The sequence below is a fragment of the Scandinavium hiltneri genome (assembly GCF_024764835.1).
Taxonomy (GTDB): domain Bacteria; phylum Pseudomonadota; class Gammaproteobacteria; order Enterobacterales; family Enterobacteriaceae; genus Scandinavium; species Scandinavium hiltneri.
Window position 1 is genome coordinate 57,928 of record NZ_JALIGE010000072.1, and the last position, 26,260, is coordinate 84,187.

The following is a 26,260-nucleotide window of genomic DNA, read 5'->3' on the forward strand; positions in this document are numbered from 1 at the left end:
ACCGTTTATAAAGTAGGCCCGGAAAACATGCGCCGCCGGGCAGTCATATTTATGCGTTGCGACGCAGTAATCTGAATACCACCAGCACCACGATGGCACCCACAACCGCCACGAGGAAACTGTGCATATTAAAGCCGGAAACACTGCCGATACCAAACATGGTAGCCAACCAGCCGCCAACCACGGCACCGACGATCCCCAGAATACAGGTGAGAATAAAACCGCCGCCGTCACGACCCGGCATAATCAGTTTCGCAATAACACCCGCAATCAGTCCAAAAATAATCCAGGTCAGAATACCCATTTTAACCATCCTCCAAAATAAGCAAAAATAACCACAATTTAAACACGACTATTGTGTGCTTTGGTTCCCTTAAGTATAGGTAAACATTCCCAAAAAGAAGGGATTCAACTAAAAATTTTATCGGTTACAAAATTTTCACCCGCTTGTATTAAGTTATGTTTCGCGCTGCCGATAGTTTATCGAATCTCTGTCGATAAGGAGCGACCAGGCGTGAGTCATTACAATGAGCAATTCCTTAAACAAAATCCGCTGGCAGTGTTAAACGTTCTTCGCGATTTGCACCGCGACCACGTACCTTTGCGTGTCTCGTGGGGTACGTCGCAATTTATTACCCGTATTCTCGATATCTCATCTCAGGCACTGATTATCGATTACGGCAGTCAGGAATATGAAAACCGTGCCGTTCAGCGTGCGGAAAACATTACTCTCTCCGCCGAAACTCAAGGGGCGAAAATCGAATTTACGGTGCCGAAGATAACGCCCGGCCAGTTCCTCGATTTACCCGCCTTTACGATGCCCGTGCCGCCGTCGCTGTGGTTTGTGCAGCGTCGCGAATTTTTCCGCATTACCGCCCCGCTTCATCCGGTGTATTACTGCAAGGCGAAACTGCCCGATAACAGCGAAGTGCGTTTTCGTTTGTGTGATTTGTCACTCGGCGGAATGGGCGCATTACTGGATGGCGCTCCGCCTGCAGCCCTGAAATCTGGGGTGATGCTCCCACAGATGGAGCTGGATATGGGGGAATGGGGAAAATTTCATTTCGACGCGCAGTTGCTTTCACTGAGCGAGCGCAAGGTGGTAGACAGCAAGAATGAGACGATCAGCACCCCGCGCCTGAGCTTTCGTTTTCTTAACGTCAGCCCGGCGATTGAGCGCACGCTCCAGCGAATTATCTTCTCTCTGGAGCGTGAGGCTCGCGAACGCGCGAATAAAGTGCGTTAGTCAATCGCGTCCATCGCTTTCTGCACTTTCCAGATGTAGCGCGGCGCTTGTGATGAAGGGTGATTCTCGACGATATAATTGAAGAACTCATCCTTATCCATGCCGTTAATCTTCCTGATCGCCGTTTTACGGTCCGAGGAGAAGGTTCGCAGCAGCGCGCCCGCGCCATTAACGTAGGAGGTAACCAGCGCATACTGCATCACTTGCGGATCCTCAATGCCCGCCAGCACGCCATGTTCAAGGATGCTGAAGTAGGCAGTACCCATCGAGATGTTACGTTCCGGGTTTTTCAGCTCACTGACCGACGGATCGCCCTTCCAGCCCATGTAGCGATAGACTTCACGCCCGGCGGTGGAAGGTTTAAGCTGCATCAGCCCCACTGCGCCAGATTTACTGACCACATTCGGATTACCGCCTGATTCAACCGCGATAATGGCAGTGATGAATTTAGGGTCGAGTCCCCACGCCGCACCGGCCTTCTGGCTGATTGGCATCCACTGCATCGCCCGCTGAACGGGTACCGTCGGGTTGTACGGTGGATTGCGGTAATCGTTTTTCGGTTTTGAACTACATCCGGCAAGCAAGACAAATAAAACTACAAACCATCTCAATTTCACGCTTCTATCCTTTTCACTGAAGTGTGCTGCGCTAATGACAACGCGATGTTCAGGCGGCATGATAACTGTTTCATTCTCTGCAAGGAATTGCCATGACTCTGTTTCATCTGATTGCTCCCTCAGGCTATTGCATTAACCAACAGGCCGCCACGCGCGGGATTGCGCGTCTGGAGGAGGCAGGATACCAGGTCAATAATCAGCGCATTCTCACGCGCCGCCAGCAGCGTTTTGCCGGTACAGAAGTGGAGCGCGCGGGCGATATCAATGCGCTGGCGACACTTTCTGGTCGCGATAACCTCGTTTTAGCCGTACGCGGCGGCTATGGCGCAAACCGTGTATTGGACATGATTGACTGGAAGGCCATCGCATTACGTCAGCAAAACGATCCGCTGCTGATTTGCGGTCATAGCGATTTCACTGCCATTCAGATGGCACTCCTGTGCGAAGGGGTAATCACCTTCAGTGGGCCAATGCTGGTGGGCAATTTCGGGGCGGAAACGCTCAATGAATTTACCCTAGAGCACTTCTGGCGCGCGCTGCGAAACGGGGCATTTTCCGTGGAATGGCAAGGCAACGGCCGGGTCTGTGATGTGAACGGTACGCTGTGGGGCGGTAATCTGGCGATGCTGGTGTCGCTCATTGGCACCCCGTGGATGCCGCAAATTGACGACGGCATTCTGGTGCTGGAAGACATTAACGAACACCCGTTCCGCGTGGAGCGTATGCTGCTGCAACTGTTCCATGCGGGTATTTTAGGCCGTCAGCGGGCAATTGTGCTCGGCAGCTTCAGTGGCGCGGAGCCAAACGACTACGATGCGGGTTACGATTTGCCGGTGATGATAGATTATCTGCAATCGCGGTTATCTATCCCGGTTATCAGCGGGCTTGATTTTGGCCATGAGCAGCGCACGGTGACGCTGCCGCTCGGATCACAGGCGCGTCTGGTGCATAACGCGAAGTCAACCACGCTGTCGATGACGGGTCATCCGGTCATCAGTGGAGAAAAAAAGCATTCATAGCTCTTATACCCAAAATAATTCGAGTTGTATCGCGGCGGCAAGAGAATGAGTTCCGATGAGCTTAGTAACCTAAGTGATTCGGGCGAGTGAACGTAGCCAACAAAGATGCAGCTTGAAGGATGACGGGTATATAAATCCATCGATTTACATGCATGTATGATAACGTTTTACCATTAAGTCACGCGATATAGGGAGTACGTGAACGTTGGATGCCGGGGCAATAATCAGTTTGTTCATTCTGGGGTCGGTGCTGGTCACCTTCAGTATTTTACTCAGTTCCTTTTCCTCACGACTCGGTATCCCGATTCTGGTGATCTTCCTTGCTATCGGCATGCTGGCCGGTATCGATGGCATTGGCGGCATTCCGTTTGATAATTACCCCTTCGCGTACATGGTCAGTAACCTCGCACTGGCGGTTATCCTGCTTGATGGCGGGATGCGCACTCAGGCGAGTTCGTTTCGCGTAGCACTCGGCCCGGCGCTGTCACTGGCGACGGTCGGCGTGCTTATCACCTCCGGACTCACCGGGCTGATGGCCGCGTGGCTGTTCCACCTCGATTTGATTGAAGGCATGCTGATTGGCGCCATTGTTGGCTCGACGGATGCGGCAGCAGTGTTCTCTCTGCTTGGCGGTAAAGGGCTGAACGAGCGTGTCGGCTCGACGCTGGAAATTGAATCCGGCAGCAATGACCCGATGGCGGTTTTCCTCACCATCACCCTGATTGAAATGATCCAGCAGCACGAAACCGGGCTGAGCTGGATGTTCGCGGTGCACATCATTCAGCAGTTCGGGCTGGGTATTCTGATTGGCCTCGGCGGCGGCTACCTGGTGTTACAGATGATCAACCGCATTACCCTGCCTGCCGGGCTTTATCCGCTATTGGCGCTGAGTGGCGGGATCATGATTTTCGCAGTAACGACAACGCTCGACGGCAGCGGCATTCTGGCGGTGTACCTGTGTGGTTTTCTGCTCGGCAACCGCCCGATTCGCAACCGTTACGCGATTTTGCAGAACTTTGATGGTCTGGCGTGGCTGGCACAAATTGGCATGTTCCTGGTGCTCGGCCTGCTGGTGACGCCGTCCGACCTGCTGCCTATCGCGATTCCGGCGCTACTGCTCTCTGCCGGGATGATTTTCTTCGCACGTCCGTTATCGGTGTTTATTGGCCTGCTGCCGTTTCGCGGTTTTAATTTGCGCGAGCGCGTGTTTATCAGCTGGGTCGGCCTGCGCGGCGCGGTACCCATCATCCTCGCGGTTTTCCCGATGATGGCCGGGCTGGAAAACGCGCGATTGTTCTTTAACGTCGCCTTCTTCGTAGTGCTGATTTCGCTGCTGTTGCAGGGGACATCGCTCTCCTGGGCGGCAAAAAAAGCCAAAGTGGTGGTACCTCCGGTCGGCTGGCCGGTGTCGCGTGTGGGGTTAGATATTCACCCGGAAAACCCGTGGGAGCAGTTTGTTTATCAGCTCAGCGCCGATAAATGGTGCGTTGGCGCTGCGCTTCGGGATTTGCATATGCCGCGCGATACCCGTATTGCAGCACTGTTCCGTGACAATGTGCTGCTGCACCCAACGGGCAGCACCCGTTTGCGGGAAGGCGATGTGCTGTGCGTGATTGGTCGCGAGCGGGATTTGCCGTTACTCGGTAAGCTGTTCAGCCAGTCGCCGCCGGTAGCGCTGGATCAGCGATTCTTCGGTGACTTTATTCTTGAGGCCAGCGCTAAATTTGCCGATGTGGCGATGGTTTACGGTCTCGACGGCGGGGAAGAATTTCGCGATAACCAGCAGTCGCTGGGCGAAATTGTGCAGCATCTGTTAGGCGCGGCGCCGGTAGTCGGCGACCAGGTGGAGTTTGCCGGGATGGTCTGGACCGTGGCAGAGAAAGAAGACAACGCGGTGCTGAAAGTAGGTGTTCGCGTTGCCGAAGAGGAAATGGAGTAAGTGCGGTCTGGTGCCCGGTGGCACATCGTTTACCGGGCCGACGTGCCAGGATTTTGTCGTTTATACACTGGTGCAACCGGGCCTACGTGCCAGGATTTTGTACGCCCGGCGATCCTGCGCCGCCGGGCAAAACGACGCTCACTCAGTCACAACCGGCACTCGCATCGCCAGCGCGCACATCAATTCATACCCCACAGTGTCGCACCGACTGGCAACGTCGTCGATTTTAATCTCTTTACCCCACAGTTCGACCGGCGTGCCAATCCCGGCCTGCGGGCACGGCGTTAAATCCACCGCCAGCATATCCATCGACACCCGCCCTACCGTAACGGTGCGAACACCGTCCACCAGCACCGGCGTACCGTCTGGCGCATTGCGCGGATACCCATCGGCATAGCCACAGGCCACAATGCCGATACGCTGCTCCTGCCGGGCTTTGTACAAACGTCCATAGCCCACAGTGTCACCCGCTTTAAGATTCTGCACCGCAATAATCTCGCTGCTCAGGGTCATCACCGGTTTCAGCCCGCTGTTGGCAATGTCCTGCCATTTCCCGGAAGGTGACGCGCCGTAGAGCACAATTCCCGGGCGGACCCAGTCGAAATGCGCTTTCGGGTGCCACAACGTGGCAGCAGAGTTGGCAAGCGATCGTGGACAATCGAGCCCTTCCGCAGCCTGTTCTATCTTTTCCATAGCCTCGGTGAGGCCGTCGGGATTTTCCGCATCGGCAAAGTGAGACATCAGCGTCATGTCGCTGATATTGCTCATCGCACGCAGCTGCTGCCAGACGGTGTGCACCTTCTCAGGTGTAAACCCGAGGCGGTTCATACCGCTGTTCACTTTGACGTAGACATCCAGCGGTGCTTTCAGCTTTGCGTTTTGCAGCGCTTTCAGCTGCCAGTTGCTGTGCACGGTTGTGGTGAGTCGGTATTGGTCATACAGCGGTAAATCGTCAGCGTGGAAAAAGCCTTCCAGCATCAGAATCGGCCCTTTCCAGCCGCGTTCGCGCAGAAGGACAGCCTCTTCCAGATTGAGCAGCGCAAAACCATCCGTATCGTTTAACGCACTCCAGATTCGTTCGATTCCATGACCGTAGCCGTTAGCTTTAACAACCGACCAGACGCGGGACTCCGGTGCCGCAGATCGCACCACTACAAGGTTCTGCCGCAGCGCCTTTAAATCGAGGCTGGCTACAACGGGACGTGACATAACGGCTCCTTAATTGTGCGCGCCGTGCAAATGCTGAGGGCGCGAAGGCGTATAACCTGACTGATAGCGGGCCACGCCCAAATCCTCGTACCCAATCGCAGGCGTGCGCCCAGAAAGCAGATCGCTCAGTAGCTGACCGGAGCCGCAGGCCATAGTCCAGCCCAGCGTGCCGTGTCCGGTGTTCAGCCATAAATTTTTATACGGTGTGCGTCCCACAATCGGCGTACCGTCCGGCGTCATTGGTCGCAGTCCGGTCCAGAAGGTGGCCTGTTCGACGTGCCCCCCGCGCGGGAACAGGTCGCGGACGACCATTTCCAGCGTCTCGCGCCGGGCACGCAGCAGTTCGGTGTTGAAGCCGACAATCTCAGCCATGCCACCGACACGGATCCGGTTATCGAATCGTGTTATCGCAATTTTGTATGTTTCATCAAGAATAGTCGATACCGGCGCGCCATCGTCCTCTTTGACCGGGATAGTCAGCGAGTAGCCTTTCAGCGGATAGACCGGGATATCGACAATGCCTTTCAGCATGGAGGTGGAATACGACCCAAACGCCATCACGTAAGCATCGGCTTTGATGACTTCATCGCCGCACTTCACGCCGTAAATCTGGTCGCCTTCCGACAGCAGTTTGTCCACTGGCGTGTTGTAGCGGAACACCACCCCCGCGTCTTCCGCCATTTTCGCCAGGCGCTGGGTGAAAAGCTGGCAGTCGCCGGTTTCGTCATTCGGTAAGCGCAGACCACCGGTAAGTTTATGCGCCACTTCTGCCAGCGCAGGCTCCACTTCCGCCAGACGGTTGGCTTCCAGCAGTTGATATGGCACGCCAGCATCCTGTAGCACCGCGATGTCGCGGGTGGCGTTTTCATACTGCTGTTCGGTGCGGAAAAGTTGCAGCGTGCCGCCCTGACGGCCTTCGTATTCGATGCCCGTGCTGTCGCGCAGCGCCATCAGGCAGTCGCGGCTGTATTCCGCCAGCCGCACCATGCGGCCTTTGTTTTCCATGTAGTGGCGGGTATCGCAGTTGCGCAGCATCTGCCACATCCATTTCAGCTGGGTTGACGTGCCGTCGAGGCTGATGGCCAGCGGCGCATGGCGCTGGAACATCCATTTGATCGCCTTCAGCGGCACGCCCGGCGCGGCCCACGGCGCAGCGTAACCGGGAGAAATTTGTCCGGCATTGGCAGCACTGGTTTCCAGCGCCGGGCCCGGCTCCCGGTCGATGACGGTCACATCATGTCCAGCCTGACGCAAATACCAGGCGCTGGCCACGCCCACTACCCCACTTCCGAGGATAACCACTCGCATAGCGACTCCAGATTCGTAAAAGAACAATCTTCTGATTACAAATTGATAACTCAGACGAAAATATTATTCAACATACGCTTTTTTTATGGTGACTTACCTCACACATGGCCGTGCTACAAAGGTATGCGTGGTTTTGAAATCTCCTGCTGCGGGGTAATTTTCGTCAGCACAATATTCCGCTAATTATGAATTTTGTCGCCGCTGACGCAGGGAAATCTCGAAGGAAAATATTTGCTGTTCGCGCGTTCAGGCGGCGGTGTTCTATTCTTGATAGTGAGGCTCTCCACACAGAGAGGGCCGCCAACAATGAGGGCGCGCTAATGGCTACGATTGACTCCATGAATAAGGACACCACACGTCTGAGCGATGGACCTGACTGGACCTTCGAGCTGCTGGATACCTATCTGGCGGAAATCGACCGGGTGGCGAAGCTTTACCGGCTCGACACCTATCCTCATCAAATCGAAGTCATTACCTCCGAACAGATGATGGATGCCTATTCCAGCGTCGGGATGCCTATCAACTATACCCACTGGTCGTTTGGCAAAAAGTTCATTGAAACCGAGCGGCTCTACAAACACGGTCAACAGGGGCTGGCGTATGAAATCGTCATAAACTCCAACCCGTGTATCGCCTATCTGATGGAAGAGAACACCATGACCATGCAGGCGCTGGTCATGGCGCACGCGTGCTACGGGCATAACTCTTTCTTCAAAAATAACTACCTGTTCCGCAGCTGGACCGACGCCAGTTCGATTGTCGATTACCTGATTTTCGCGCGTAAATACATTACCGAATGCGAAGAGCGCTATGGCGTGGACGAAGTAGAAAAACTGCTCGATTCCTGCCATGCGCTGATGAACTACGGCGTCGACCGATACAAACGTCCGCAGAAAATTTCGCTACAGGAAGAGAAGGCCCGACAGAAAAGCCGCGAGGAATATCTGCAAAGCCAGGTGAACACCCTGTGGCGTACGCTGCCGAAGAAAGAAGAAGAGAAAACCGTGGCAGAGGCCCGACGTTATCCGTCCGAAGCGCAGGAAAACCTGCTCTACTTTATGGAAAAAAATGCCCCACTGCTCGAGTCCTGGCAGCGTGAAATCCTGCGCATTGTGCGTAAGGTCAGTCAGTATTTTTATCCGCAAAAACAAACCCAGGTGATGAACGAAGGCTGGGCGACATTCTGGCACTACACCATCCTGAATCATCTGTATGACGAAGGGAAAGTGACCGAGCGGTTTATGCTGGAGTTTTTGCACAGCCACACCAACGTGGTGTTCCAGCCGCCGTATAACAGCCCGTGGTACAACGGTATTAACCCGTATGCACTCGGTTTTGCGATGTTCCAGGACATCAAGCGTATCTGCCAGACACCGACGGAAGAGGATAAATATTGGTTCCCGGACATCGCTGGCTCCGACTGGCTTGAGACGCTGCATTTTGCGATGCGCGATTTCAAAGATGAGAGCTTCATTAGCCAGTTCCTGTCGCCGAAAGTGATGCGTGATTTCCGCCTGTTTACCGTGCTCGATGACGATCACAATAACTATCTGGAAATTGCTGCGATCCACAATGAGGAAGGCTATCGGGAAATTCGTAACCGGTTGTCCTCGCAATACAACCTGAGCAATCTGGAGCCGAATATTCAGGTCTGGAACGTGGATCTGCGTGGGGATCGCTCTCTGACGCTGCGTTATGTGCCGCATAACCGTGCGCCGCTGGATATGGGCCGTCGGGAAGTGCTTAAACACGTGCATCGCCTGTGGGGCTTCGACGTGCATCTGGAGCAACAGAATGCCGATGGCAGCGTAGAGCTGCTGGAACGTTGCCCGCCGCGACAAAATCTCCTGTGACAGAAATGCAAAAGCCGGGTTTTCACCCGGCTTCAGACTGATGACAAACCTAAAACGTTTGAGATACGAACAGATCGCACCAGATAAAAAACGAGGAAAATCAATTTATTGATTTTCGGCTGATAACCACAAAGAAGGAAAAACCACGCTTTTTCCTTCTTTGTCAGCAATCTCAAGCCGGGTTTTCACCCGGCTTTTTACTGACTGCGCTTTGATTAGCGGCCGTGAATGGCCAAATCACCCGGCAGCGTTTTCTGCATTTTGTGCCAGACCAGGCCGGACTCGTGGCCGTAACGACGCACGGTTTCATAAACCTGTTCGTGATCGCCCTGCTCACACACTTTCGTCAGTTGATGGTAGAAGCCCAGCGCCAGGCTGCGCGCTTCCGGATTGGCAAAATAGTGACGACCAATGCGGGTATACAGCCCTTTCATGCCGTTGAGGATCAGGCCATAAATCGGGTTGCCGGAGGCAAACGCCAGACCGCGGAATATGCTGTAATCGAGTTCAGCAAACGCATCGGCGTGGTCTTCCACTTCGCGTGCGGTAGCCAAAACTTTCAGCGCATCTTCAGGATGCTGACGGAACGCGGTGCGGATAAAGATGGTCGCGATGTTGGTACGCACAGAGAGCAGATTGTCGATCAGCTGAGGCACGCGGTCGTGATCCAGACGCGCCAGCGTTTCGAGAATGTTTAAGCCTGAGGTTTCCCAGAAATTGTTCACTTTGGTCGGCTTACCATGCTGAATGGTCAACCAGCCGTCGCGAGCCAGACGCTGTAATACTTCGCGAAGAGTGGTGCGTGTGACACCGATCAATTCAGAAAGCTCACGCTCTGCGGGGAGAATAGTGCCTGGGGCAAAACGGTTATTCCAGATACTTTCAATGATGTACTCTTCCGCGAAACCCGCTGGGCTCTGCGCCTTAATGACCATAGTGAGATTTCCATTACACAGCGTTGCTAATATTGAACTCATCATACCAGAGCCGATAAGGGGCAGATAGCGCATCGCCGCAATTAAAAGGGGATCGCTGTTTTATTTTAAAAATTTAGTTCACCCCGGCTTTGCTTGCTTGCAGCGGCTTCAGAGCGGATACTTCGAGATTCACCTTCAATAAATGGCTTACTTTTGACGGGATCGGAAATCTGTCGTGGATATATCAACCTCTCGTGCGCTGTGGCGCAACTTTCTCGGTCAGTCACCGGACTGGTACAAACTGACCCTCCTGCTGTTTTTGGTTATCAACCCTGTCGTCTTCTTCATTGACCCGTTTATCGCGGGTTGGTTACTGGTGGCGGAGTTTATCTTTACTCTGGCGATGGCGCTGAAATGTTATCCTCTGCTTCCTGGCGGCCTGCTGGCGATTGAAGGCGTGATGATTGGCATGACCAGCGCTGAGCATGTGCGTGAAGAAATTGCCAGTAACCTCGAAGTGCTGTTGCTGCTGATTTTCATGGTCGCGGGCATCTATTTTATGAAGCAGCTACTGCTGTTCATTTTCACCCGCCTGTTGCTGACGATTCAAAGCAAGATGCTGCTTTCGGTAGCCTTCTGCCTTGCAGCCGCGTTTTTATCGGCGTTCCTGGATGCGTTGACGGTGGTAGCGGTGATCATCAGCGTCGCGGTTGGGTTCTACGGTATTTATCATCGGGTCGCGTCAGCGCGCCCGACCGATAGCGACATGCTCGATGACAGCCATATCGACATCCATAATAAAGAAGTGCTCGAGCAGTTCCGCAGTTTCCTGCGCAGCCTGATGATGCACGCCGGAGTGGGTACGGCGCTCGGTGGCGTGATGACAATGGTCGGCGAACCGCAAAACCTGATCATCGCCAAAGCCGTTGGCTGGCATTTTGGCGAGTTCTTCCTGCGTATGCTGCCGGTCACGCTGCCGGTATTGTTCTGCGGGCTGTTAACCTGCCTGCTGGTCGAAAAATTCAAACTGTTTGGCTACGGCGAACCGCTGCCGACCAGCGTGCGCGCCGTGCTGAAAGATTTTGACGTGAAAAGCAGCGAGCAGCGTACGCGTCAGGAAACACTCAAACTGGTGATTCAGGGCGTTATCGGCGTCTGGTTGGTTATCGCGCTGGCGCTGCACCTGGCGGAAGTGGGACTGATTGGCCTGACGGTTATCATCTTTGCCACCTCGCTCACCGGCGTCACCGATGAACATGCCATCGGCAAAGCGTTCACCGAAGCGCTGCCGTTTACCGCGCTGCTGACGGTATTCTTCGCCGTGGTGGCGGTGATTATCGACCAACATCTGTTTGCACCGATTATCAGCTACGTATTGCAGGCGTCTCCGCACGCGCAGCTTTCGCTGTTTTATCTGTTCAATGGCTTGCTCTCGTCAATTTCCGATAACGTGTTTGTCGGCACGGTGTATATCAACGAGGCAAAATCCGCGCTGGAGCACGGGGCGATTTCTCTGCCGCAGTTTGAAATGTTGGCAGTGGCGATTAACACCGGTACCAATCTGCCATCGGTGGCGACACCGAACGGCCAGGCGGCATTCCTGTTCCTGCTGACGTCCGCCCTCGCGCCGCTGATTCGCCTCTCTTATGGTCGGATGGTATGGATGGCACTGCCGTACACCATCGTGCTGACGATTGTCGGCCTGCTGTGCGTGGAGCTGACGCTGATGCCTTACACCGAGTGGATGACCGCCAAAGGCTGGCTGATGAGCGCCCCTCTGCCTGTCCATTAAACGTCCTCTGATTAACGCCCGGAACCTTTTCCGGGCGATTCATTCCCTTTTACGTAATTATTCACGCCTGCATAGTGGCGCGGTAAATGTTTTCGTTTACACTGCGTGTGTCTTAGCATGTTCCAGGGAAATGATTATGTTGCGATTTTTAAACCAGTGCTCACGCGGTCGCGGAGCGTGGTTACTGCTGGCGTTGGCCGCTTTTGCGCTGGAGATGGTCGCGTTGTGGTTCCAGCACGTGATGCTGCTGAAGCCATGCGTACTGTGTATCTATGAGCGTTCTGCGCTGTTCGGCGTGATGGGTGCAGGCATTGTCGGTGCCATTGCCCCAAAATCACCGCTGCGTTATGCCGGTATTCTGATTTGGATTTACAGCGCCTGGCGCGGCGTTCAGCTGGCGTGGGAACACACCATGATCCAGCTGCATCCCTCCCCGTTCCAGACCTGCGACTTTGCCGCTCGCTTCCCGAGCTGGCTGCCGCTGGATAAGTGGCTGCCGCAGGTGTTTGTTGCGTCTGGCGATTGTGCCGAGCGCCAGTGGTCATTCCTGACCCTGGAAATGCCACAGTGGCTGGTAGGGATTTTTGTGGTCTTCCTGGTCATCGGTCTGCTGGTGTTGATTGCCCAGCCGTTGAAACCGAAAAAACGCGACCTCTTCGGAAGGTAAAAGCAAAGCGGTTCAGGAAGATATTCGTAAAACGGCAACCTCGGTTGCCGTTTTTAATGCTTGCTCACTCTCCCTGTAGGCTGTCTCTTATACACAAGTCCCCGGCCTTTTCAGGGGGCTATGTCAGCCCCAATGCCGTTCCCTGCGCCCAGTATGCCATAAAACTTGCGCATTCTCGGTTGAGCGGCTGTTTCTCAATCAGGCTGCGGCGCATTCGATTTTTTTGCCAACTGCTCCAGAATGCCCATCGCCGCAGGCAGCGCCGCTTCGTCGGGCGTTTCGCTTTCGGCAGTGCCAGATAATCCTGATACCTAGTGTCGCTCACCGCCAGGGAGGCCGTTTTTTCCCCGTGTGGGTAAATCATAGAGATAATGAAAACAAATATGACAAAATGAGTTGCCAGTGTAAACGGAATGAATATCATAACGATAACTATTATCAATAATGACACATTCTTACCTTCTGTTACGACTACTGGGAACTTGATAACAATGAAGCGCAGCATTTTGTGGATGTTAAACCCTTGTTTACTTGCCATGCTTTCCGCCTCGGCCTGGGCTGAAACGCAAAAGGAAGACACACTGGTTGTGTCCGCTAGCCGGGCCAATCACACCGTTGCCGATATGGCACAAACCACGTGGGTTATTGAACAAGCTGATATTGAGCAGCAGGTGCAGGGTGGCAAGGAGTTGAAAGACGTGCTGGCGCAGCTGATCCCGGGTATGGATGTCAGCAGCCAGGGGCGCACCAACTACGGCATGAACATGCGCGGGCGCTCGATGATGGTGATGGTGGATGGCGTGCGCCTGAACTCTTCCCGTAGCGACAGCCGCCAGCTGGATTCCATCGATCCGTTCAACATTTCACGCATTGAAGTCATTTCCGGCGCCACTTCGCTGTACGGCGGCGGCAGCACCGGCGGCTTGATTAATATCGTCACCAAAAAAGGCCAGCCGGAAACCGAAGTGGAATTCCAGGCCGGTGGGAAAAGCGGGTTTAACAGCCATAACGATCATGACGAAAATATCGCGGCAGCGGTGAGCGGCGGTAACGATAACGCCTCCGGTCGTCTGTCCGTGGCGTATCAGCGTTACGGCGGCTGGTATGACGGCAACGGCGATGAGGTGATTATCGATAACACCCAAACCGGCCTGCAGTATTCTGACCGCCTGGACATCATGGGCACCGGTACGATTAACATTGATGACCACCAGCAACTCCAGTTGACGACACAGTATTTTAAGAGCCAGTCCGACGGCAAACACGGCCTGTTCCTCGGAGATAACTTCTCGGCGGTAACCGGTGACGCCGACGCATATAACAAGAGCAATCTTGATTCCGATCGCCTGCCAGGCACGGAGCGCCATCTGATTAACCTGCAGTACTCTAATACCGACGTCTGGGGTCAGGATCTGGTGGCGCAAATTTACTATCGCGACGAAAGCCTGACGTTTTACCCCTTCCCGACGCTAAGCAAAGGCGCCGTCACCAGCATTGGCGCGTCCCAGCAAAAAACCGATTTTTACGGCGGGAAGCTGACGCTGAACAGCAAGCCGGTGGATGACCTGAATCTGACCTGGGGCGTCGATGCCGATCATGAGTCGTTTAACGCCAACCAGCAGTTCTTCGATCTCGACAAAGCTACAGCCAGCGGCGGGATGACGCTCGATAATGCCTATAACGTCGGCCGTTATCCGGGCTACAGCATCACTAACCTTGCGCCATTCCTGCAGGCGAGCTATGACATTAGCGCCATCACGTTAACCGGCGGCGTGCGTTATCAGTACACCGAAAACAAGGTCGATGACTTTATCGGCTACACGCAGCAACAGGCGATCGCCAACGGGAAAGCCACCTCAGCGGATGCGGTGCCGGGCGGCAAAACTGACTACAACAACCTGCTGTTCAACGCCGGGATCCTCGGTCACCTCACCGACCGCCAGCAACTGTGGTTTAACTTCTCTCAGGGCTTTGAAATCCCTGACCTGGCAAAGTATTACGGCTCCGGGAATTACACCCTTGTTGACGGCCATTACCGCCTGAACAACAGCGTGAACGTCAATGATTCGACGCTCGACGGCATTAAAGTAAATGCGTACGAATTAGGCTGGCGTTTAACCGGCGACAACCTGCGTACTCAGATTGCGGCCTATTACTCGCTGTCGGATAAAACCATCAACATCAATAAAACCGACATGACCATTACCCTTGAGGACGACAAGCGTCGGATTTATGGTGTGGAAGGTCAGGTCGATTACTTCTTTACGGCCAGCGACTGGAGTCTCGGTTCGAACGTTAACGCCATCAAGTCGGAAACCCGCGAGAACGGCAAATGGGAGAAACTGACGGTGGACAGCGCCAGCCCGTCGAAGGTGAGCGCATGGGTTAACTGGGCGCCGGGCGACTGGGGTTTACGCGTGCAGAGCACTCAGACGTTTGACGTGTCGGACAACGACGGCAACAAAATTGACGGCTACAACACCGTCGATTTCCTTGGAAGCTATACCTTACCGGTCGGCAAAGTCAGCTTCAGCGTGGAAAACCTGCTGGATGAGGAGTACACCACTGTCTGGGGCCAGCGCGCACCAGGGCTATATAGCCCAACCTATGGCGCACCGGGTTTATACACCTACAAAGGCCGCGGTCGTACCTTTGGCCTGAATTACTCCGTACTTTTCTGATACCCACAAAAAACGCCACCGGCATCACTGCGGGTGGCGTTTTCTTATTCTGACGGTTAGCCGCGATTCGGGTGATTCAGAATATGATCTTCCCAGTCGCGCACTTCTGATTCTTTTACCGCAATATGGCGCACCGAAATACGTTCGCCGTGCATCGCCGCTTTTGACCCCGTCAACAACGGGTGCCACGTCGGCAACGGTTTACCTTCCGCCAACAGACGATACGCGCAGGTGTGCGGCAGCCATTCAAAGGTCGGCAGATTATCGCGGGTCAGTTTGATGCAGTCCGCTTCATATTCGAAACGACGTTCGTAGTTGCGGCACTGGCAGGTTTTGATGTTCAGCTGGCGACAGGCGACGTTGGTGAAGTAAATTTCATCACTGTCTTCATCCATCAGCTTGTGCAGACAGCATTGACCGCAGCCATCGCACAAAGACTCCCACTCGACGTCGGTCATTTGCTCGAGAGTTTTGCTTTGCCAGAAGGGTGTGTCGCTCATAGGAATGTCCGCCATTGAAAACCAGGGTGCACCTTATAACCAGTCTGGCAGACGGATGCAAGTTTTGCCGCCCGAGAGGGGCGGCAATTGATGCTTACAGCACGCGGGTCGTGAGGGAATTACCGTTAAAGGAGACGTCCAGCTCATCGCCACTGCTCAACGGGCCAACGCCTTCCGGCGTGCCGGTCAGGATAACGTCACCGCTTTTCAGGGTGAAGAAGCGGCTCATGTAGGCAATCAGCGGTACAATTTTGTGGATCATGTCAGCCGTTGTGCCCTGCTGGCGAACTTCACCGTTAATTTTCAGGCCCAGCGGCGTGTTCTGCGGGTCACTGTGGAATTCGCTTGCCGGAATAAATCCGGAAATTGGGCAGGAATTATCAAACCCTTTCGCTTTTTCCCACGGCTGCCCTGCTTTCTTCATCTTGCCCTGAAGGTCACGCAGCGTGAGATCCAGCGCGACGCCGTAACCCGCAATCGCTTTCAATACGTGTTCTTCAGTCGCCTGACGCAGCGTGCCGCCAATCAGCACCGCCAGTTCAACTTCATGATGCACAGAACCCAGCCCTTCCGGTAACACCAGCGGCTGGCGGATATCGCACAGCGCGGTTTCGGGCTTAATAAACAGTACCGGCTCTTCCGGCGTGGCACTGCCCATTTCCTGAATATGCTTCGCGTAATTACTGCCTACACAAACCACTTTACTGACCGGGTAATCCAGTAGCGCGCCCTGCCAGTTATGATGTTGATACATGCCTGCTCCTGTCGTTGCGTTATTGTTTCCCGCTCGCCTGGAGATGTTGCTTGAGTAAATTTTCCGGCGGAGGAGGGATTTGCAGATAATAGCCTTGGTCAACTAAGGCCTGTTTGACCTTTTCCAGCGAGGCATTGACCAGTTTTTTACGCCCATCCAGGGGCAGAATCATTGCAAGTTGCGGCTGACCAAATCCCTTCATTAATTCTTCCGGTACTCGGGAGAAATCGTCCTTTTTTTCGACATATAAGTAAGTTTGATCGCGCTTGGTACTTTTATAGACAACACAAAACATGACTTTTACTCTGAATTAGACTGCGGCGACTTGCCTCTCTATATTAGTGACTATAACATGCCCTGTAGTCTTCGGAATATCACCGCAGCTGTGCGGCCGATAAATTGAAAATTGAGTAAGGCCAGGATGTCAAACACGCCAATCGAACTTAAAGGCAGTAGCTTCACGTTATCAGTGGTTCATTTGCACGAGGCAAAACCCGAGGTTATTCGTCAGGCGTTAGAAGACAAAATCGCCCAGGCTCCTGCTTTTTTGCGACACGCTCCGGTGGTGGTGAATATCAGCAGTCTGGCTGAGGTCACCCAATGGAAACCGCTGCAGCAGGCAATTGCTTCCACCGGTTTACGCATCATGGGCGTAAGCGGCTGTAAAAATCCGGAATTAAAAGCGGAGATCGACCGCGCGGGTATTCCCTTACTGACTGAAGGGAAAGAGAAAGTCACCCGTGTCGCCCCTGTCGAAACCCCTGTTCCCGCTCCAATTGTTACCCCTGTCACAAAAACGCGATTGATTGATACGCCGGTTCGTTCCGGTCAGCGCATTTATGCACCAAACTGTGATCTGATTGTCACAAGTCATGTGAGTGCGGGCGCAGAACTCATCGCCGACGGGAACATTCACATCTATGGCATGATGCGTGGACGTGCGCTGGCGGGCGCCAGTGGCGACAGAGAAGCACAAATATTTTGTACCCATCTTGCGGCGGAACTGGTGTCTATCGCAGGGGAATACTGGCTGAGTGAGAACATCACCGCCGAATATTATGGCAAAGCGGTGCGTCTGAGACTGGACGACGCGGCTTTGACAATTGAACCGTTAAACTAATCCCTTTTAACAAGGAATTTTTATGGCACGCATTATTGTTGTGACTTCGGGTAAAGGGGGCGTTGGCAAGACCACCTCCAGCGCGGCCATCGCTACTGGTTTGGCCCAGAAGGGAAAGAAAACTGTCGTTATCGATTTTGACATCGGCCTGCGTAACCTTGACTTAATCATGGGCTGCGAACGCCGTGTGGTTTACGATTTCGTGAACGTGATTCAGGGCGATGCCACGCTGAATCAGGCGCTGATTAAAGATAAGCGTACCGAAAATCTCTATATTCTTCCGGCTTCTCAGACCCGCGACAAAGACGCCCTGACCTACGAGGGCGTTGAAAAAGTGCTGGATGAGCTGAAGAAGATGGACTTCGACTTCATCGTCTGCGATTCCCCGGCGGGTATCGAAACCGGTGCGCTGATGGCGCTGTACTTCGCTGACGAAGCGGTTATCACCACTAACCCGGAAGTCTCGTCTGTACGTGACTCCGACCGTATTCTCGGCATTCTGGCGTCGAAATCCCGCCGTGCTGAGAAAGGTGAAGATCCAATTAAAGAACATCTTCTGTTGACCCGTTACAATCCGGGCCGCGTCAGCAGAGGCGACATGCTTAGCATGGAAGATGTGCTGGAAATTCTGCGCATTAAACTGGTTGGCGTGATCCCGGAGGATCAGTCAGTACTTCGCGCCTCAAACCAGGGGGAACCGGTTATTCTGGATGCCGAAGCCGACGCGGGCAAAGCCTACGCCGACACGGTAGATCGTCTGCTGGGAGAAGAACGTCCTTTCCGCTTCATCGAAGAAGAGAAGAAAGGTTTCCTCAAACGCCTGTTCGGAGGATAAGTTATGGCATTACTCGACTTTTTTCTCTCACGAAAAAAGAACACCGCCAACATCGCGAAAGAACGTTTACAAATTATTGTTGCGGAGCGCCGCCGCAGTGACGCTGAACCACATTATTTGCCGCAGCTCAGGAAGGATATTCTTGATGTTATCTGCAAATACATTCAGATCGATCCAGAAATGGTGACGGTACAGCTTGAGCAAAAAGACGGGGATATCTCGATACTTGAGCTCAACGTGACGCTGCCAGAAGCGGAAGAATCGAAATCGTAAGTACGATGCGGTAAAAAGAAAACCCCGAAACTCGGGGTTTTTTATTGGGTTCGATTTCGGTTTTGCATCGACTGATGCCTCCTACCGCCGTGGGAGAGGACGTAGGTGTTATGCGCGTGGGTACTTTTCCAGCAGCGGTTTCAGACTCTCCGTCATCATTTCGCCACGCCAGCCGGACACCAGCTCAGGTAATCCGCTCTGCGGTTTCAGCTGCCAATGCCAGTTCAGCAACTGGTTAATCTGACGACGAGACGCCATCAGCTCGACGCTGACGCCCTTTTCTTTGCTCACTTCCTGTACCAGGGCTTTAATCTCTTTGAACAGCGTGCGGTAGCCCGGCATGTCCATCAGGTTCAGCAGTGGCTCAGGCAGCGCGTCTTCAGGTAGCTCTTTGGCTTTTTCGACCAGGCTCACCAGCGTTTTACCGTGGAAGCGGATCTCGCTGCCCGAAAGCCCGAGGCTGTCGAGTTCACCCATGCTGCCCGGCATATAACGCGCTACAGCCCACAAATGCTCTTCTCGCACCACGAAATTCACCGCCATGTTGCGATCGCGTGCTTTACGCAGACGCCAGTCCGCCAACAGCTTCAGGCAGGCTAACTGACGCGTACGCAGCTGCCAGGCGTTGGTGATATCGCGCCAGGCTTCTGCCGGGTCAACCACGTCCTGACGACGCTGCTGCATCAGACGGCACTCGTCTAACGCCGCAGGCAGCCAGCCGCTGGAGTCAGTTTCTGCCAGCAGTTTGATGGCGATCGGCAGCAGATACCAGACGTCAGCCGCCGCATAGTCACACTGACGTTCAGTCAGCGGGCGCGCCAGCCAGTCAGTGCGGGATTCACTCTTATCGAGCGCAATGCCGGTGTATTCCTCGACCATTGCCGCAAAGCCCCAGGACATCGGGCGACCGCAGAATGCAGCCAGGATTTGCGTGTCGATCAGCGGTTCCGGCAACTGGCCAAAAGCGTTCAAAAACACTTCGAGATCTTCGCTGCCCGCGTGCAAATATTTGGTGACATTTTTGTCGAGCATCAGCTCTTTGAATGGACGCCAGTCGGTGATGGTCAGTGGGTCAATCAGCACCACCGTTTCGCCATCGAACATCTGGATCAGGCCCAACTGCGGGTAATAGGTTCGGGTGCGGACAAATTCGGTGTCCAGCGCAATGGCATGAGCGTTGCGGGCCGCATCACAGGCGGCCTTGAGCGCAGCGTCCTCGGTGATCATCTGATAAATCAATCTGTATTCTCTATGGTTTGCGCCCATAAAAAACGCCGGCTTAACCGGCGTCTGAAGGCGACTCACGCGTAGTTCAGGCTTTATTGTCGCCTTTACCGCGCGCTTCGTCACGTAGTTCTCGTCGCAAAATCTTTCCGACGTTCGATTTCGGCAGCTCAGTGCGGAACTCCACCAGCTTCGGCACCTTGTAACCGGTCAGGTGGCGACGACAGAAGGTAATCAGCGCTTCATCGGTCAACGACGGGTCCTTTTTGACCACGAAGATTTTAACCGCTTCGCCGCTGCTGCCGGACGGCACGCCGACCGCAGCCACTTCCTGTACGCCAGAATGCTGCATCACCACGTCCTCGATTTCATTCGGATAGACGTTAAAACCAGAGACCAGAATCATGTCTTTCTTACGATCGACAATGCGCAGGAAGCCCTCTTCGTCCATGACCGCGATATCACCGGTATACAGCCAGCCGTCTTTGATGACTTCATCGGTGGCGTCCGGGCGCTGCCAATAGCCGAGCATCACCTGCGGGCCTTTCACACACAGCTCGCCCGGTTCACCCGGCGCGACTTCGTTGTTATCGTCATCCACCAGCTTCACTTCTGTGGACGGCACCGGAAGACCAATACTGCCGCTGTGGTAATCGATGTCGTGTGGGTTCACGCTCACCAGCGGCGCACATTCGGTCAGGCCGTAGCCTTCCAGCAAATAACGTCCGGTGAGTTTGACCCAGCGCTCGGCAACCGCTTGTTGCACCGGCATCCCACCGCCCGCCGACAGGCGCATGGTGGAGAAATCCAGTTGCTGAAATTCTTTATTGTTCAGCAACGCATTGAACAAGGTATTTACCCCGGTCATGGCGGTGAACGGATATTTCGCCAGCTCTTTTACCAGCCCCGGAATATCACGCGGGTTGCTTATCAGCAGATTCTGCCCGCCGAGTTCAATAAACAGCAGACAGTTCATGGTCAGCGCGAAGATGTGATACAGCGGCAGCGCGGTGACCACCACTTCTTTGCCCGGCCGGAACAGCGGCCCGTAGGTGGCATGCACCTGAGCCAGGTTCGCCAGCATATTGCGATGGGTCAGCATCGCGCCTTTGGCAACGCCAGTGGTGCCGCCGGTGTATTGCAGGAAGGCTAAATCGTCTGACACCACAACCGGTTTGATGTATTGCATCCGGTAACCCTGCTGCAATGCGCTGCGGAAAGAGAGCGCATCCGGCAAATGGTATTTCGGCACCAGACGTTTGACGTATTTGACGACAAAGTTAACCAACGTGCCTTTGGCGGTAGAAAGCTGATCGCCCATGCGGGTGAGGATTACGTGCTTCACCTGGGTTTTCTCGACAACTTTTTCCAGCGTGTGGGCAAAGTTGGAGACAATCACAATCGCGCTGGCTCCGCTGTCGTTGAGCTGGTGTTCCAGCTCGCGCGGCGTATACAGTGGGTTAACGTTGACCACAATCATGCCGGCACGCAGTATACCGAACAGCGCAACCGGATACTGCAACAGGTTGGGCATCATCAGGGCGACGCGATCGCCCTTTTGTAAACCCAGGCCCTGCTGGAGATACGCTGCGAAGGCGCGGCTGCGCTCTTCGAGCTTACGGAACGTCATCACCTCACCCATGTTAATAAACGCGGGCTGGTCTGCGTAGCGGGTTGTAGCCTGTTCGAACAAATCTACCAGGGATTGATAACGGTCAGGATCAATCTCCGCCGGAACATCGGCGGGATAGCGGTTAAGCCAAACCTTTTTCAATGCATCACCTCTGAAATGAGAATTCGTCGTCATCACAACCCCTGTCAACAAACAAGTTATTAACAATATCTTAACTTATCGTACCAGTTTATTAATCATCCGAATTTAAGGTTGCGAAGCGCGTCACTATTTATTTTTATGACTCTCGGGAGTCCTTTCCGACAAAAAGAAACAGCGGACTCGCCGCTGTTAATTTAATTTTGTAAAACAACAGGTTATTCAGTGACGATAGTCTGCACCTGAGCCGGGCCCGGATTGTACCAGCCCCAGCCGCCGTAGCCATAACCGTGACGCCACGGATGCGGGCCGCCCCAGTATGGGTCAATCGGTTCCGGCGGCATCACAACCTGTTGGGTCACCCGCCAGCGTTTAAAACCGTTAGCCTGCATCACCATGTAGGTGTAATTGCTGTCACCAATCTTCCCTTTCGCGGTACCGGTAATTGGCCCAACGACGGTCACTAACTGGTTACGGAAATCGACAGGATCGAGGAAACTATTCACATCGGCATAAATACGGCCCCGGGAAGGGTCACTCAGACTTGGTCGAGCGCCTTCATCCAACGGCACGGTCGCAATTTCGAGGCGGGTTTTACCCTGCTCGTTTTTGACACTCACCACTTTGCCGCCAAAACGGGCTTCCTGGCCGACGTACAGCTGCGGCGCAGCCATCACGCGGGACAAGTCTTGCTGCGGCGTTGGGCTGGTGCCCTTAATGGCGTCCGGTACCGTGACGCATCCACTCAGCGCGGCGATGACCAGTCCAGCCAGTAAACCTTGTATGACCTGTTTGCGACTCGCCATGAATCGACTCCTTAATTCTCAGTTATATATACCCTTGCTACTTCAAGATGCAGGTAGGCGGCAATTGAATGAGGCCCGATGAGCTTACTCAAGTAAGTGATTCGGGCGAATGAAAGCAGCCAACAACCCTGCAGTTTGAAGGGCGATGGGTATAAACTAAGATTCATTCCCGGCCAGGAAGTTTCTTCCATGCAACGGTGTTACGCAAATAAACCGGTTCGGCCTGCTCTACGACAACGGCTTTGTGCTCAGCGAACAGCTGACACGCCAGCGGCAGCATATCTTCCGCGGCAGGCAACAGCACATCGCCATCGACCAGCGTCACCGGTGTATCGTTTGCCATATCCGGCCATGCCTGCCAGCCCGTACCCACGGTAGCCCACTCACCATCGAGCTGCTTCAACCGGTCGTTAACGGCTTCGGGTTTCAGTACCGCTTCCGTCGCTTCGCCACGCCAGTTACCCTGCGCATCGCGCTGATATTCGGCCCAGTAAACTTCGCCCATACGCGCGTCAATAGCTGCCAGCACGCATGTTGCACCGGTTTTACGCCATGCACCCTGCGCCATGGTGGCCAGAGTCGACACGCCAATCATCGGCAGGTTTGCACCCAGGGCCAGCCCCTGCGCAATACCAATGCCGATACGCACGCCGGTAAAGCTGCCTGGCCCACGCCCATACGCCAGCGCGTCGAGCTCGGTCAGCGTGGTGCCGGTTTCGGTCAGAATATCCTGCACAATCGGCAGAATACGTTGGGTGTGTTCGCGTGGACAAAGCTCGAAATGAGCCGTAGTAGTACCGTCGTTCCACAAAGCCGCAGAACAGGCTTCTGTGGCGGTATCAATAGCCAGAATTCGCATAGGAGGTTGCGCTCTTGCAATAGGGGGTCAACAAAATGGCGCGCATCTTACCACAGTTCGTCACAAATTACGTCAGTGACAGCCCAGCAAGAAAACGCACGGCACGACTGATATCACGGGTGCGCGGGGTCGGCGGCAGGCTGGATAAGAATACCGCACCATAAGGGCGCATCACCAGACGGTTGTCGCAAATCACCAGCACGCCGCGATCGTCGACGTCACGAATGAGTCGCCCGACGCCCTGTTTGAGGGTGATAACCGCATCCGGTAGCTGAACTTCATCAAACGGGTCGCCGCCGCGCAGACGGCAGTCTTCCATTCGCGCTTTTAACAACGGATCTTCCGGCGAGGTAAAGGGTAACTTGTCGATAATCACCAGTGACAGCGCATCGCCGCGCACGTCCACCCCTTCCCAGAAACTGCTGGTCGCCACCAGTAAGGCGTTCCCGGCGCTGACAAACTGCTGTAGCAACTGCCCTTTGCTGGTTTCGCCCTGCAACAGCACCGGAAGATCGAGCATTCCGCGGAACTGTTCGGCCAGGTCACGCATCATGGCGTGCGAAGTGCAAAGCATAAAGCAGCGGCCGTTGTTGGCTTCAATCATCGGACGCAGCATGGTTGCCAGCTGACGCGCACCGCCAGGCTGGTTGGGCAGCGGCAGGTTACGCGGCACACACAGTAGCGCCTGTTTGCTGTAATCAAACGGGCTAGGCAACAGCAACGATTCGGCCTCTTCAATACCCAGACGCGCGGTAAAGTGGTGCAGGTCGTCGTTCACCGACAGCGTGGCCGAGGTGAAAATCCAGCTGCCCTGCGTCTGCGTCATGACTTCTTTGAATTTATCGGCGACCGTCAGCGGCGTCAGCGCCAGGGTAAAGTGACGAGACGTGCACTCATACCAGTAACTGAAGCCCGGCAGGTTGATCTCTTTCAGCCGCTTCAGGCGGCCGCGGTAAATTGTCGCGCGCTCAAACGCAGCATCCAGCAGGGCCGAACGGCCAAGGGAGAGTTTCGCCACGTCGTAGCACAGCTCCAGCGCGTCATCGAGCAGCAGTAGCGCGCGCTGAATGCCGTTGTCAGCCAGCAGTTCGCGCAGATTGCCGCGATAGCCTGGTTCACCAAGCTGTAAGCGAAAATCCTGTGTCGCCTGCGCCAGTCGGTCGGCACATTTCTGTAATTGTTGGGTGTCTTTCAGTTCGGTACGGTAGGCAATGGTGATGTCTTTCGCCATGTCCAGCAATTGACGGCTGGAGAGCGACTGGCCGAAATACTGGCTGGCGATATCCGGTAACTGATGGGCTTCATCGAAGATCATCACTTCCGCCTCCGGAATGAGCTCACCGAAACCGCCCTCTTTCACCACCATATCGGCGAGGAACAGGTGATGGTTGACCACCACCACATCGGCGTCCATCGCTTTTTTACGCGCTTTGACCACGAAACAGTCTTTGTATAACGGGCAATCGCTGCCGAGACAGTTGTCGTTAGTGCTGGTGACCAGCGGCCAGGCGTGTGAATCCTCCGCCACGCTGACACAGGTGCTGATATCGCCATCGACGGTTTGATTGGCCCAGCTGCGCAGCATAATTACGTCACTGAGGGTTTGAACCGGAAGGTCGCCGCCGGCAATGGCCTGCTGTTCGAGACGTTCAAGACACAAATAGTTGGAGCGCCCTTTCAGCAGCGCCAGCCGGCCCGTAAATTTCAGCGCGATGGCGACAGTCGGTAAATCCCGGCTGTAAAGCTGATCCTGCAGCGCCTTTGACCCGGTTGAGATGATGACCTTTTTCTTTGCGCGTAGCGCAGGGGCCAGGTAGGCGTACGTTTTGCCCGTGCCGGTACCGGCTTCCACCACCAGCGGCCGCGTTTCGTCGATGGCTTTCGCCACCGCGTGCGCCATCAGGCGCTGCGGTTCGCGGGGTTTGAACCCAGGTATCGCTTTGGCTAACTGCCCGTCTGTTGCAAAATCGTCCGTCACACTACCCCCTGTAAATCTGGACAGTGATTATGTCAGTGCGGGGGGCGTTGTGCCAGCCAAAGTGATGACGCGCCGTCGACAATATGGCACTCTTGCCGCCTTAAATGAATTGCAATAGAGGAAACTGAGATGACAATCGCCCGTATTGATGCTGAAGCCCGCTGGTCAGATGTGGTTATCCACAACCAGACAATCTACTATACCGGCGTGCCCGAAAATCTGGATGCCGACGCGTTTGAGCAGACTGCCAATACTCTGACACAGATTGACGCGATTCTGAAAAAACAGGGCAGCGACAAATCACGCATTCTTGATGCCACGATTTTCCTCGCCGATAAAGCTGATTTTGCTGCGATGAATAAAGCCTGGGATGCGTGGGTGGTTGCCGGACATGCGCCGGTGCGTTGCACCGTGCAGGCCGGACTGATGAAGCCGCAGTATAAAGTTGAGATTAAAATCGTCGCTGCAGTTTAATCGATATATACCCAAAATAATTCGAGTTGCAGGAAGGCGGCGACGCAGTGAATCCCCGGGAGCTTACTCCAGTAAGTGACCGGGGTGAGCGAGGAAAGCCAACGCACATGCAACTTGAAGTATGACGGGTATAAACCCTGAATCATTCGGGTGGCAGGTATTGCACCTGCGGCTCGAATCAGGACGGGTTTACTCTTCCTCGTCTTCATCCTCAAATCGGGCCACGATCATTTCGCCGGTGTGGCTGGCGCGAATTTCTTTGGCTACCAGCTGGATAGCTTCCCCGCTACTCAGGCCTTGCGTCATCAATTCCTGAATGCGCTCGACCGCGTTTTGCTGTTGGTCGTGGCTCAGTGAAGGTAAACCTGAAATCATGGTGAACTCCTGCTACATTGTGGGCGCTTATTATTTCACGCCG

The 26,260-nt window shown here is 54.4% G+C and carries 26 protein-coding genes; 11 read left to right on the forward strand and 15 right to left on the reverse strand.

The genetic code is table 11. From position 1 onward, the window contains the following. Positions 1-49: 49 nt before the first annotated feature. Positions 50-304: a GlsB/YeaQ/YmgE family stress response membrane protein gene (locus tag MUU47_RS09110; RefSeq protein WP_159776033.1), complete on the reverse strand. Its 255-nt coding sequence runs from the start codon at positions 302-304 to the stop codon at positions 50-52. Between the two features lie 210 nt (positions 305-514). Between MUU47_RS09110 and ycgR the strand changes: the two genes are divergently transcribed. After that, positions 515-1,246, forward strand: a complete 732-nt coding sequence (ycgR, locus tag MUU47_RS09115) for a flagellar brake protein YcgR (protein ID WP_258987870.1) — start codon at positions 515-517, stop codon at positions 1,244-1,246. On the opposite strand, the gene emtA is transcribed toward ycgR, so the two are convergent. Next, complete coding sequence (gene emtA, locus MUU47_RS09120) at positions 1,243-1,863, reverse strand: membrane-bound lytic murein transglycosylase EmtA (RefSeq protein ID WP_258987872.1); 621 nt, start codon at positions 1,861-1,863, stop codon at positions 1,243-1,245. The two genes, ycgR and emtA, sit on opposite strands and share 4 nt — an antisense overlap. Before the next feature lie 92 nt (positions 1,864-1,955). Here emtA and ldcA point away from each other — a divergent pair, with 92 nt between their 5' ends. Together ldcA and MUU47_RS09130 are read left to right on the forward strand one after the other, a co-directional pair. Continuing rightward, positions 1,956-2,882 carry a muramoyltetrapeptide carboxypeptidase gene (gene ldcA / locus MUU47_RS09125; RefSeq protein WP_258987874.1) on the forward strand — a complete coding sequence of 309 codons (927 nt, stop codon included), beginning with the start codon at positions 1,956-1,958 and terminating at the stop codon, positions 2,880-2,882. 205 nt (positions 2,883-3,087) lie between these two features. Continuing rightward, a complete protein-coding gene (locus tag MUU47_RS09130; protein ID WP_258987876.1) occupies positions 3,088-4,821 on the forward strand; it encodes a potassium/proton antiporter in 1,734 nt (577 codons plus the stop codon). Between the two features lie 138 nt (positions 4,822-4,959). Here MUU47_RS09130 and dadX read toward each other — a convergent pair whose 3' ends face one another. Together dadX and MUU47_RS09140 are read right to left on the reverse strand one after the other, a co-directional pair. Next, on the reverse strand, positions 4,960-6,030 hold the full coding sequence (gene dadX, locus MUU47_RS09135) for a catabolic alanine racemase DadX (protein ID WP_258987879.1): 1,071 nt from the start codon (positions 6,028-6,030) through the stop codon (positions 4,960-4,962). Positions 6,031-6,039: 9 nt separating this feature from the next. Further along, positions 6,040-7,338 carry a D-amino acid dehydrogenase gene (locus MUU47_RS09140; RefSeq protein WP_258987881.1) on the reverse strand — a complete coding sequence of 433 codons (1,299 nt, stop codon included), beginning with the start codon at positions 7,336-7,338 and terminating at the stop codon, positions 6,040-6,042. A 320-nt stretch (positions 7,339-7,658) separates the two neighbouring features. Here MUU47_RS09140 and MUU47_RS09145 point away from each other — a divergent pair, with 320 nt between their 5' ends. Then, a complete protein-coding gene (locus tag MUU47_RS09145) occupies positions 7,659-9,191 on the forward strand; it encodes a SpoVR family protein (protein ID WP_258987882.1) in 1,533 nt (510 codons plus the stop codon). 215 nt (positions 9,192-9,406) lie between these two features. On the opposite strand, the gene fadR is transcribed toward MUU47_RS09145, so the two are convergent. Beyond that, on the reverse strand, positions 9,407-10,126 hold the full coding sequence (gene fadR / locus MUU47_RS09150) for a fatty acid metabolism transcriptional regulator FadR (protein ID WP_110512281.1): 720 nt from the start codon (positions 10,124-10,126) through the stop codon (positions 9,407-9,409). 217 nt (positions 10,127-10,343) lie between these two features. Between fadR and nhaB the strand changes: the two genes are divergently transcribed. Together nhaB and dsbB are read left to right on the forward strand one after the other, a co-directional pair. Then, complete coding sequence (gene nhaB / locus MUU47_RS09155; RefSeq protein WP_258987884.1) at positions 10,344-11,900, forward strand: sodium/proton antiporter NhaB; 1,557 nt, start codon at positions 10,344-10,346, stop codon at positions 11,898-11,900. A 136-nt stretch (positions 11,901-12,036) separates the two neighbouring features. Continuing rightward, positions 12,037-12,567 carry a disulfide bond formation protein DsbB gene (gene dsbB / locus MUU47_RS09160; protein WP_258987886.1) on the forward strand — a complete coding sequence of 177 codons (531 nt, stop codon included), beginning with the start codon at positions 12,037-12,039 and terminating at the stop codon, positions 12,565-12,567. Between the two features lie 118 nt (positions 12,568-12,685). Here dsbB and MUU47_RS09165 read toward each other — a convergent pair whose 3' ends face one another. Further along, positions 12,686-13,105 carry a hypothetical protein gene (locus MUU47_RS09165; protein WP_258987888.1) on the reverse strand — a complete coding sequence of 140 codons (420 nt, stop codon included), beginning with the start codon at positions 13,103-13,105 and terminating at the stop codon, positions 12,686-12,688. Here MUU47_RS09165 and MUU47_RS09170 point away from each other — a divergent pair. Next, a complete protein-coding gene (locus tag MUU47_RS09170; protein ID WP_258987890.1) occupies positions 13,059-15,248 on the forward strand; it encodes a TonB-dependent siderophore receptor in 2,190 nt (729 codons plus the stop codon). The genes MUU47_RS09165 and MUU47_RS09170 overlap by 47 nt on opposite strands. 56 nt (positions 15,249-15,304) lie before the next feature. On the opposite strand, the gene ycgN is transcribed toward MUU47_RS09170, so the two are convergent. From ycgN to MUU47_RS09185, 3 genes are all read right to left on the reverse strand, one after another. Next, positions 15,305-15,748, reverse strand: coding sequence for a cysteine cluster protein YcgN (ycgN, locus tag MUU47_RS09175; RefSeq protein WP_258965872.1), 444 nt, complete (start codon positions 15,746-15,748; stop codon positions 15,305-15,307). A 94-nt stretch (positions 15,749-15,842) separates the two neighbouring features. Beyond that, positions 15,843-16,502 carry a fumarylacetoacetate hydrolase family protein gene (locus MUU47_RS09180; protein WP_258987893.1) on the reverse strand — a complete coding sequence of 220 codons (660 nt, stop codon included), beginning with the start codon at positions 16,500-16,502 and terminating at the stop codon, positions 15,843-15,845. A gap of 19 nt (positions 16,503-16,521) precedes the next feature. After that, the gene (locus MUU47_RS09185; RefSeq protein WP_258987895.1) at positions 16,522-16,797 is read right to left on the reverse strand and encodes a YcgL domain-containing protein; all 276 of its coding nucleotides are present in this window, start codon (positions 16,795-16,797) and stop codon (positions 16,522-16,524) included. A gap of 126 nt (positions 16,798-16,923) precedes the next feature. Between MUU47_RS09185 and minC the strand changes: the two genes are divergently transcribed. From minC to minE, 3 genes are read left to right on the forward strand one after another with little or no spacing between them, the layout of a single operon-like run. After that, positions 16,924-17,622 carry a septum site-determining protein MinC gene (minC, locus tag MUU47_RS09190; protein ID WP_258987898.1) on the forward strand — a complete coding sequence of 233 codons (699 nt, stop codon included), beginning with the start codon at positions 16,924-16,926 and terminating at the stop codon, positions 17,620-17,622. Positions 17,623-17,644: 22 nt separating this feature from the next. Beyond that, positions 17,645-18,457, forward strand: a complete 813-nt coding sequence (gene minD / locus MUU47_RS09195) for a septum site-determining protein MinD (protein WP_110512272.1) — start codon at positions 17,645-17,647, stop codon at positions 18,455-18,457. Between the two features lie 3 nt (positions 18,458-18,460). Further along, positions 18,461-18,730 (forward strand): cell division topological specificity factor MinE, encoded by a 270-nt coding sequence (gene minE, locus MUU47_RS09200; protein ID WP_110512271.1) that lies wholly within the window; start codon positions 18,461-18,463, stop codon positions 18,728-18,730. Between the two features lie 108 nt (positions 18,731-18,838). Here the strand turns inward: minE and rnd are convergent, their stop codons facing one another. The 5 genes from rnd to yoaA form a co-directional block, all read right to left on the reverse strand. Then, positions 18,839-19,957 carry a ribonuclease D gene (gene rnd / locus MUU47_RS09205; RefSeq protein ID WP_258987901.1) on the reverse strand — a complete coding sequence of 373 codons (1,119 nt, stop codon included), beginning with the start codon at positions 19,955-19,957 and terminating at the stop codon, positions 18,839-18,841. Between the two features lie 85 nt (positions 19,958-20,042). Beyond that, positions 20,043-21,728 carry a long-chain-fatty-acid--CoA ligase FadD gene (gene fadD, locus MUU47_RS09210; RefSeq protein WP_258988178.1) on the reverse strand — a complete coding sequence of 562 codons (1,686 nt, stop codon included), beginning with the start codon at positions 21,726-21,728 and terminating at the stop codon, positions 20,043-20,045. Between the two features lie 215 nt (positions 21,729-21,943). Next, complete coding sequence (locus MUU47_RS09215) at positions 21,944-22,531, reverse strand: Slp/YeaY family lipoprotein (RefSeq protein WP_258987904.1); 588 nt, start codon at positions 22,529-22,531, stop codon at positions 21,944-21,946. A gap of 163 nt (positions 22,532-22,694) precedes the next feature. After that, positions 22,695-23,390, reverse strand: a complete 696-nt coding sequence (tsaB, locus tag MUU47_RS09220) for a tRNA (adenosine(37)-N6)-threonylcarbamoyltransferase complex dimerization subunit type 1 TsaB (RefSeq protein ID WP_258987907.1) — start codon at positions 23,388-23,390, stop codon at positions 22,695-22,697. A gap of 67 nt (positions 23,391-23,457) precedes the next feature. After that, a complete protein-coding gene (gene yoaA, locus MUU47_RS09225; protein WP_258987910.1) occupies positions 23,458-25,368 on the reverse strand; it encodes a DNA repair helicase YoaA in 1,911 nt (636 codons plus the stop codon). A 129-nt stretch (positions 25,369-25,497) separates the two neighbouring features. On the opposite strand from yoaA, the gene MUU47_RS09230 reads away from it, so the two are divergent. Then, positions 25,498-25,842, forward strand: coding sequence for a RidA family protein (locus MUU47_RS09230; RefSeq protein WP_258987912.1), 345 nt, complete (start codon positions 25,498-25,500; stop codon positions 25,840-25,842). 189 nt (positions 25,843-26,031) lie between these two features. Here MUU47_RS09230 and MUU47_RS09235 read toward each other — a convergent pair whose 3' ends face one another. Continuing rightward, complete coding sequence (locus MUU47_RS09235; protein ID WP_110512212.1) at positions 26,032-26,217, reverse strand: YoaH family protein; 186 nt, start codon at positions 26,215-26,217, stop codon at positions 26,032-26,034. Positions 26,218-26,260 lie beyond the last annotated feature (43 nt).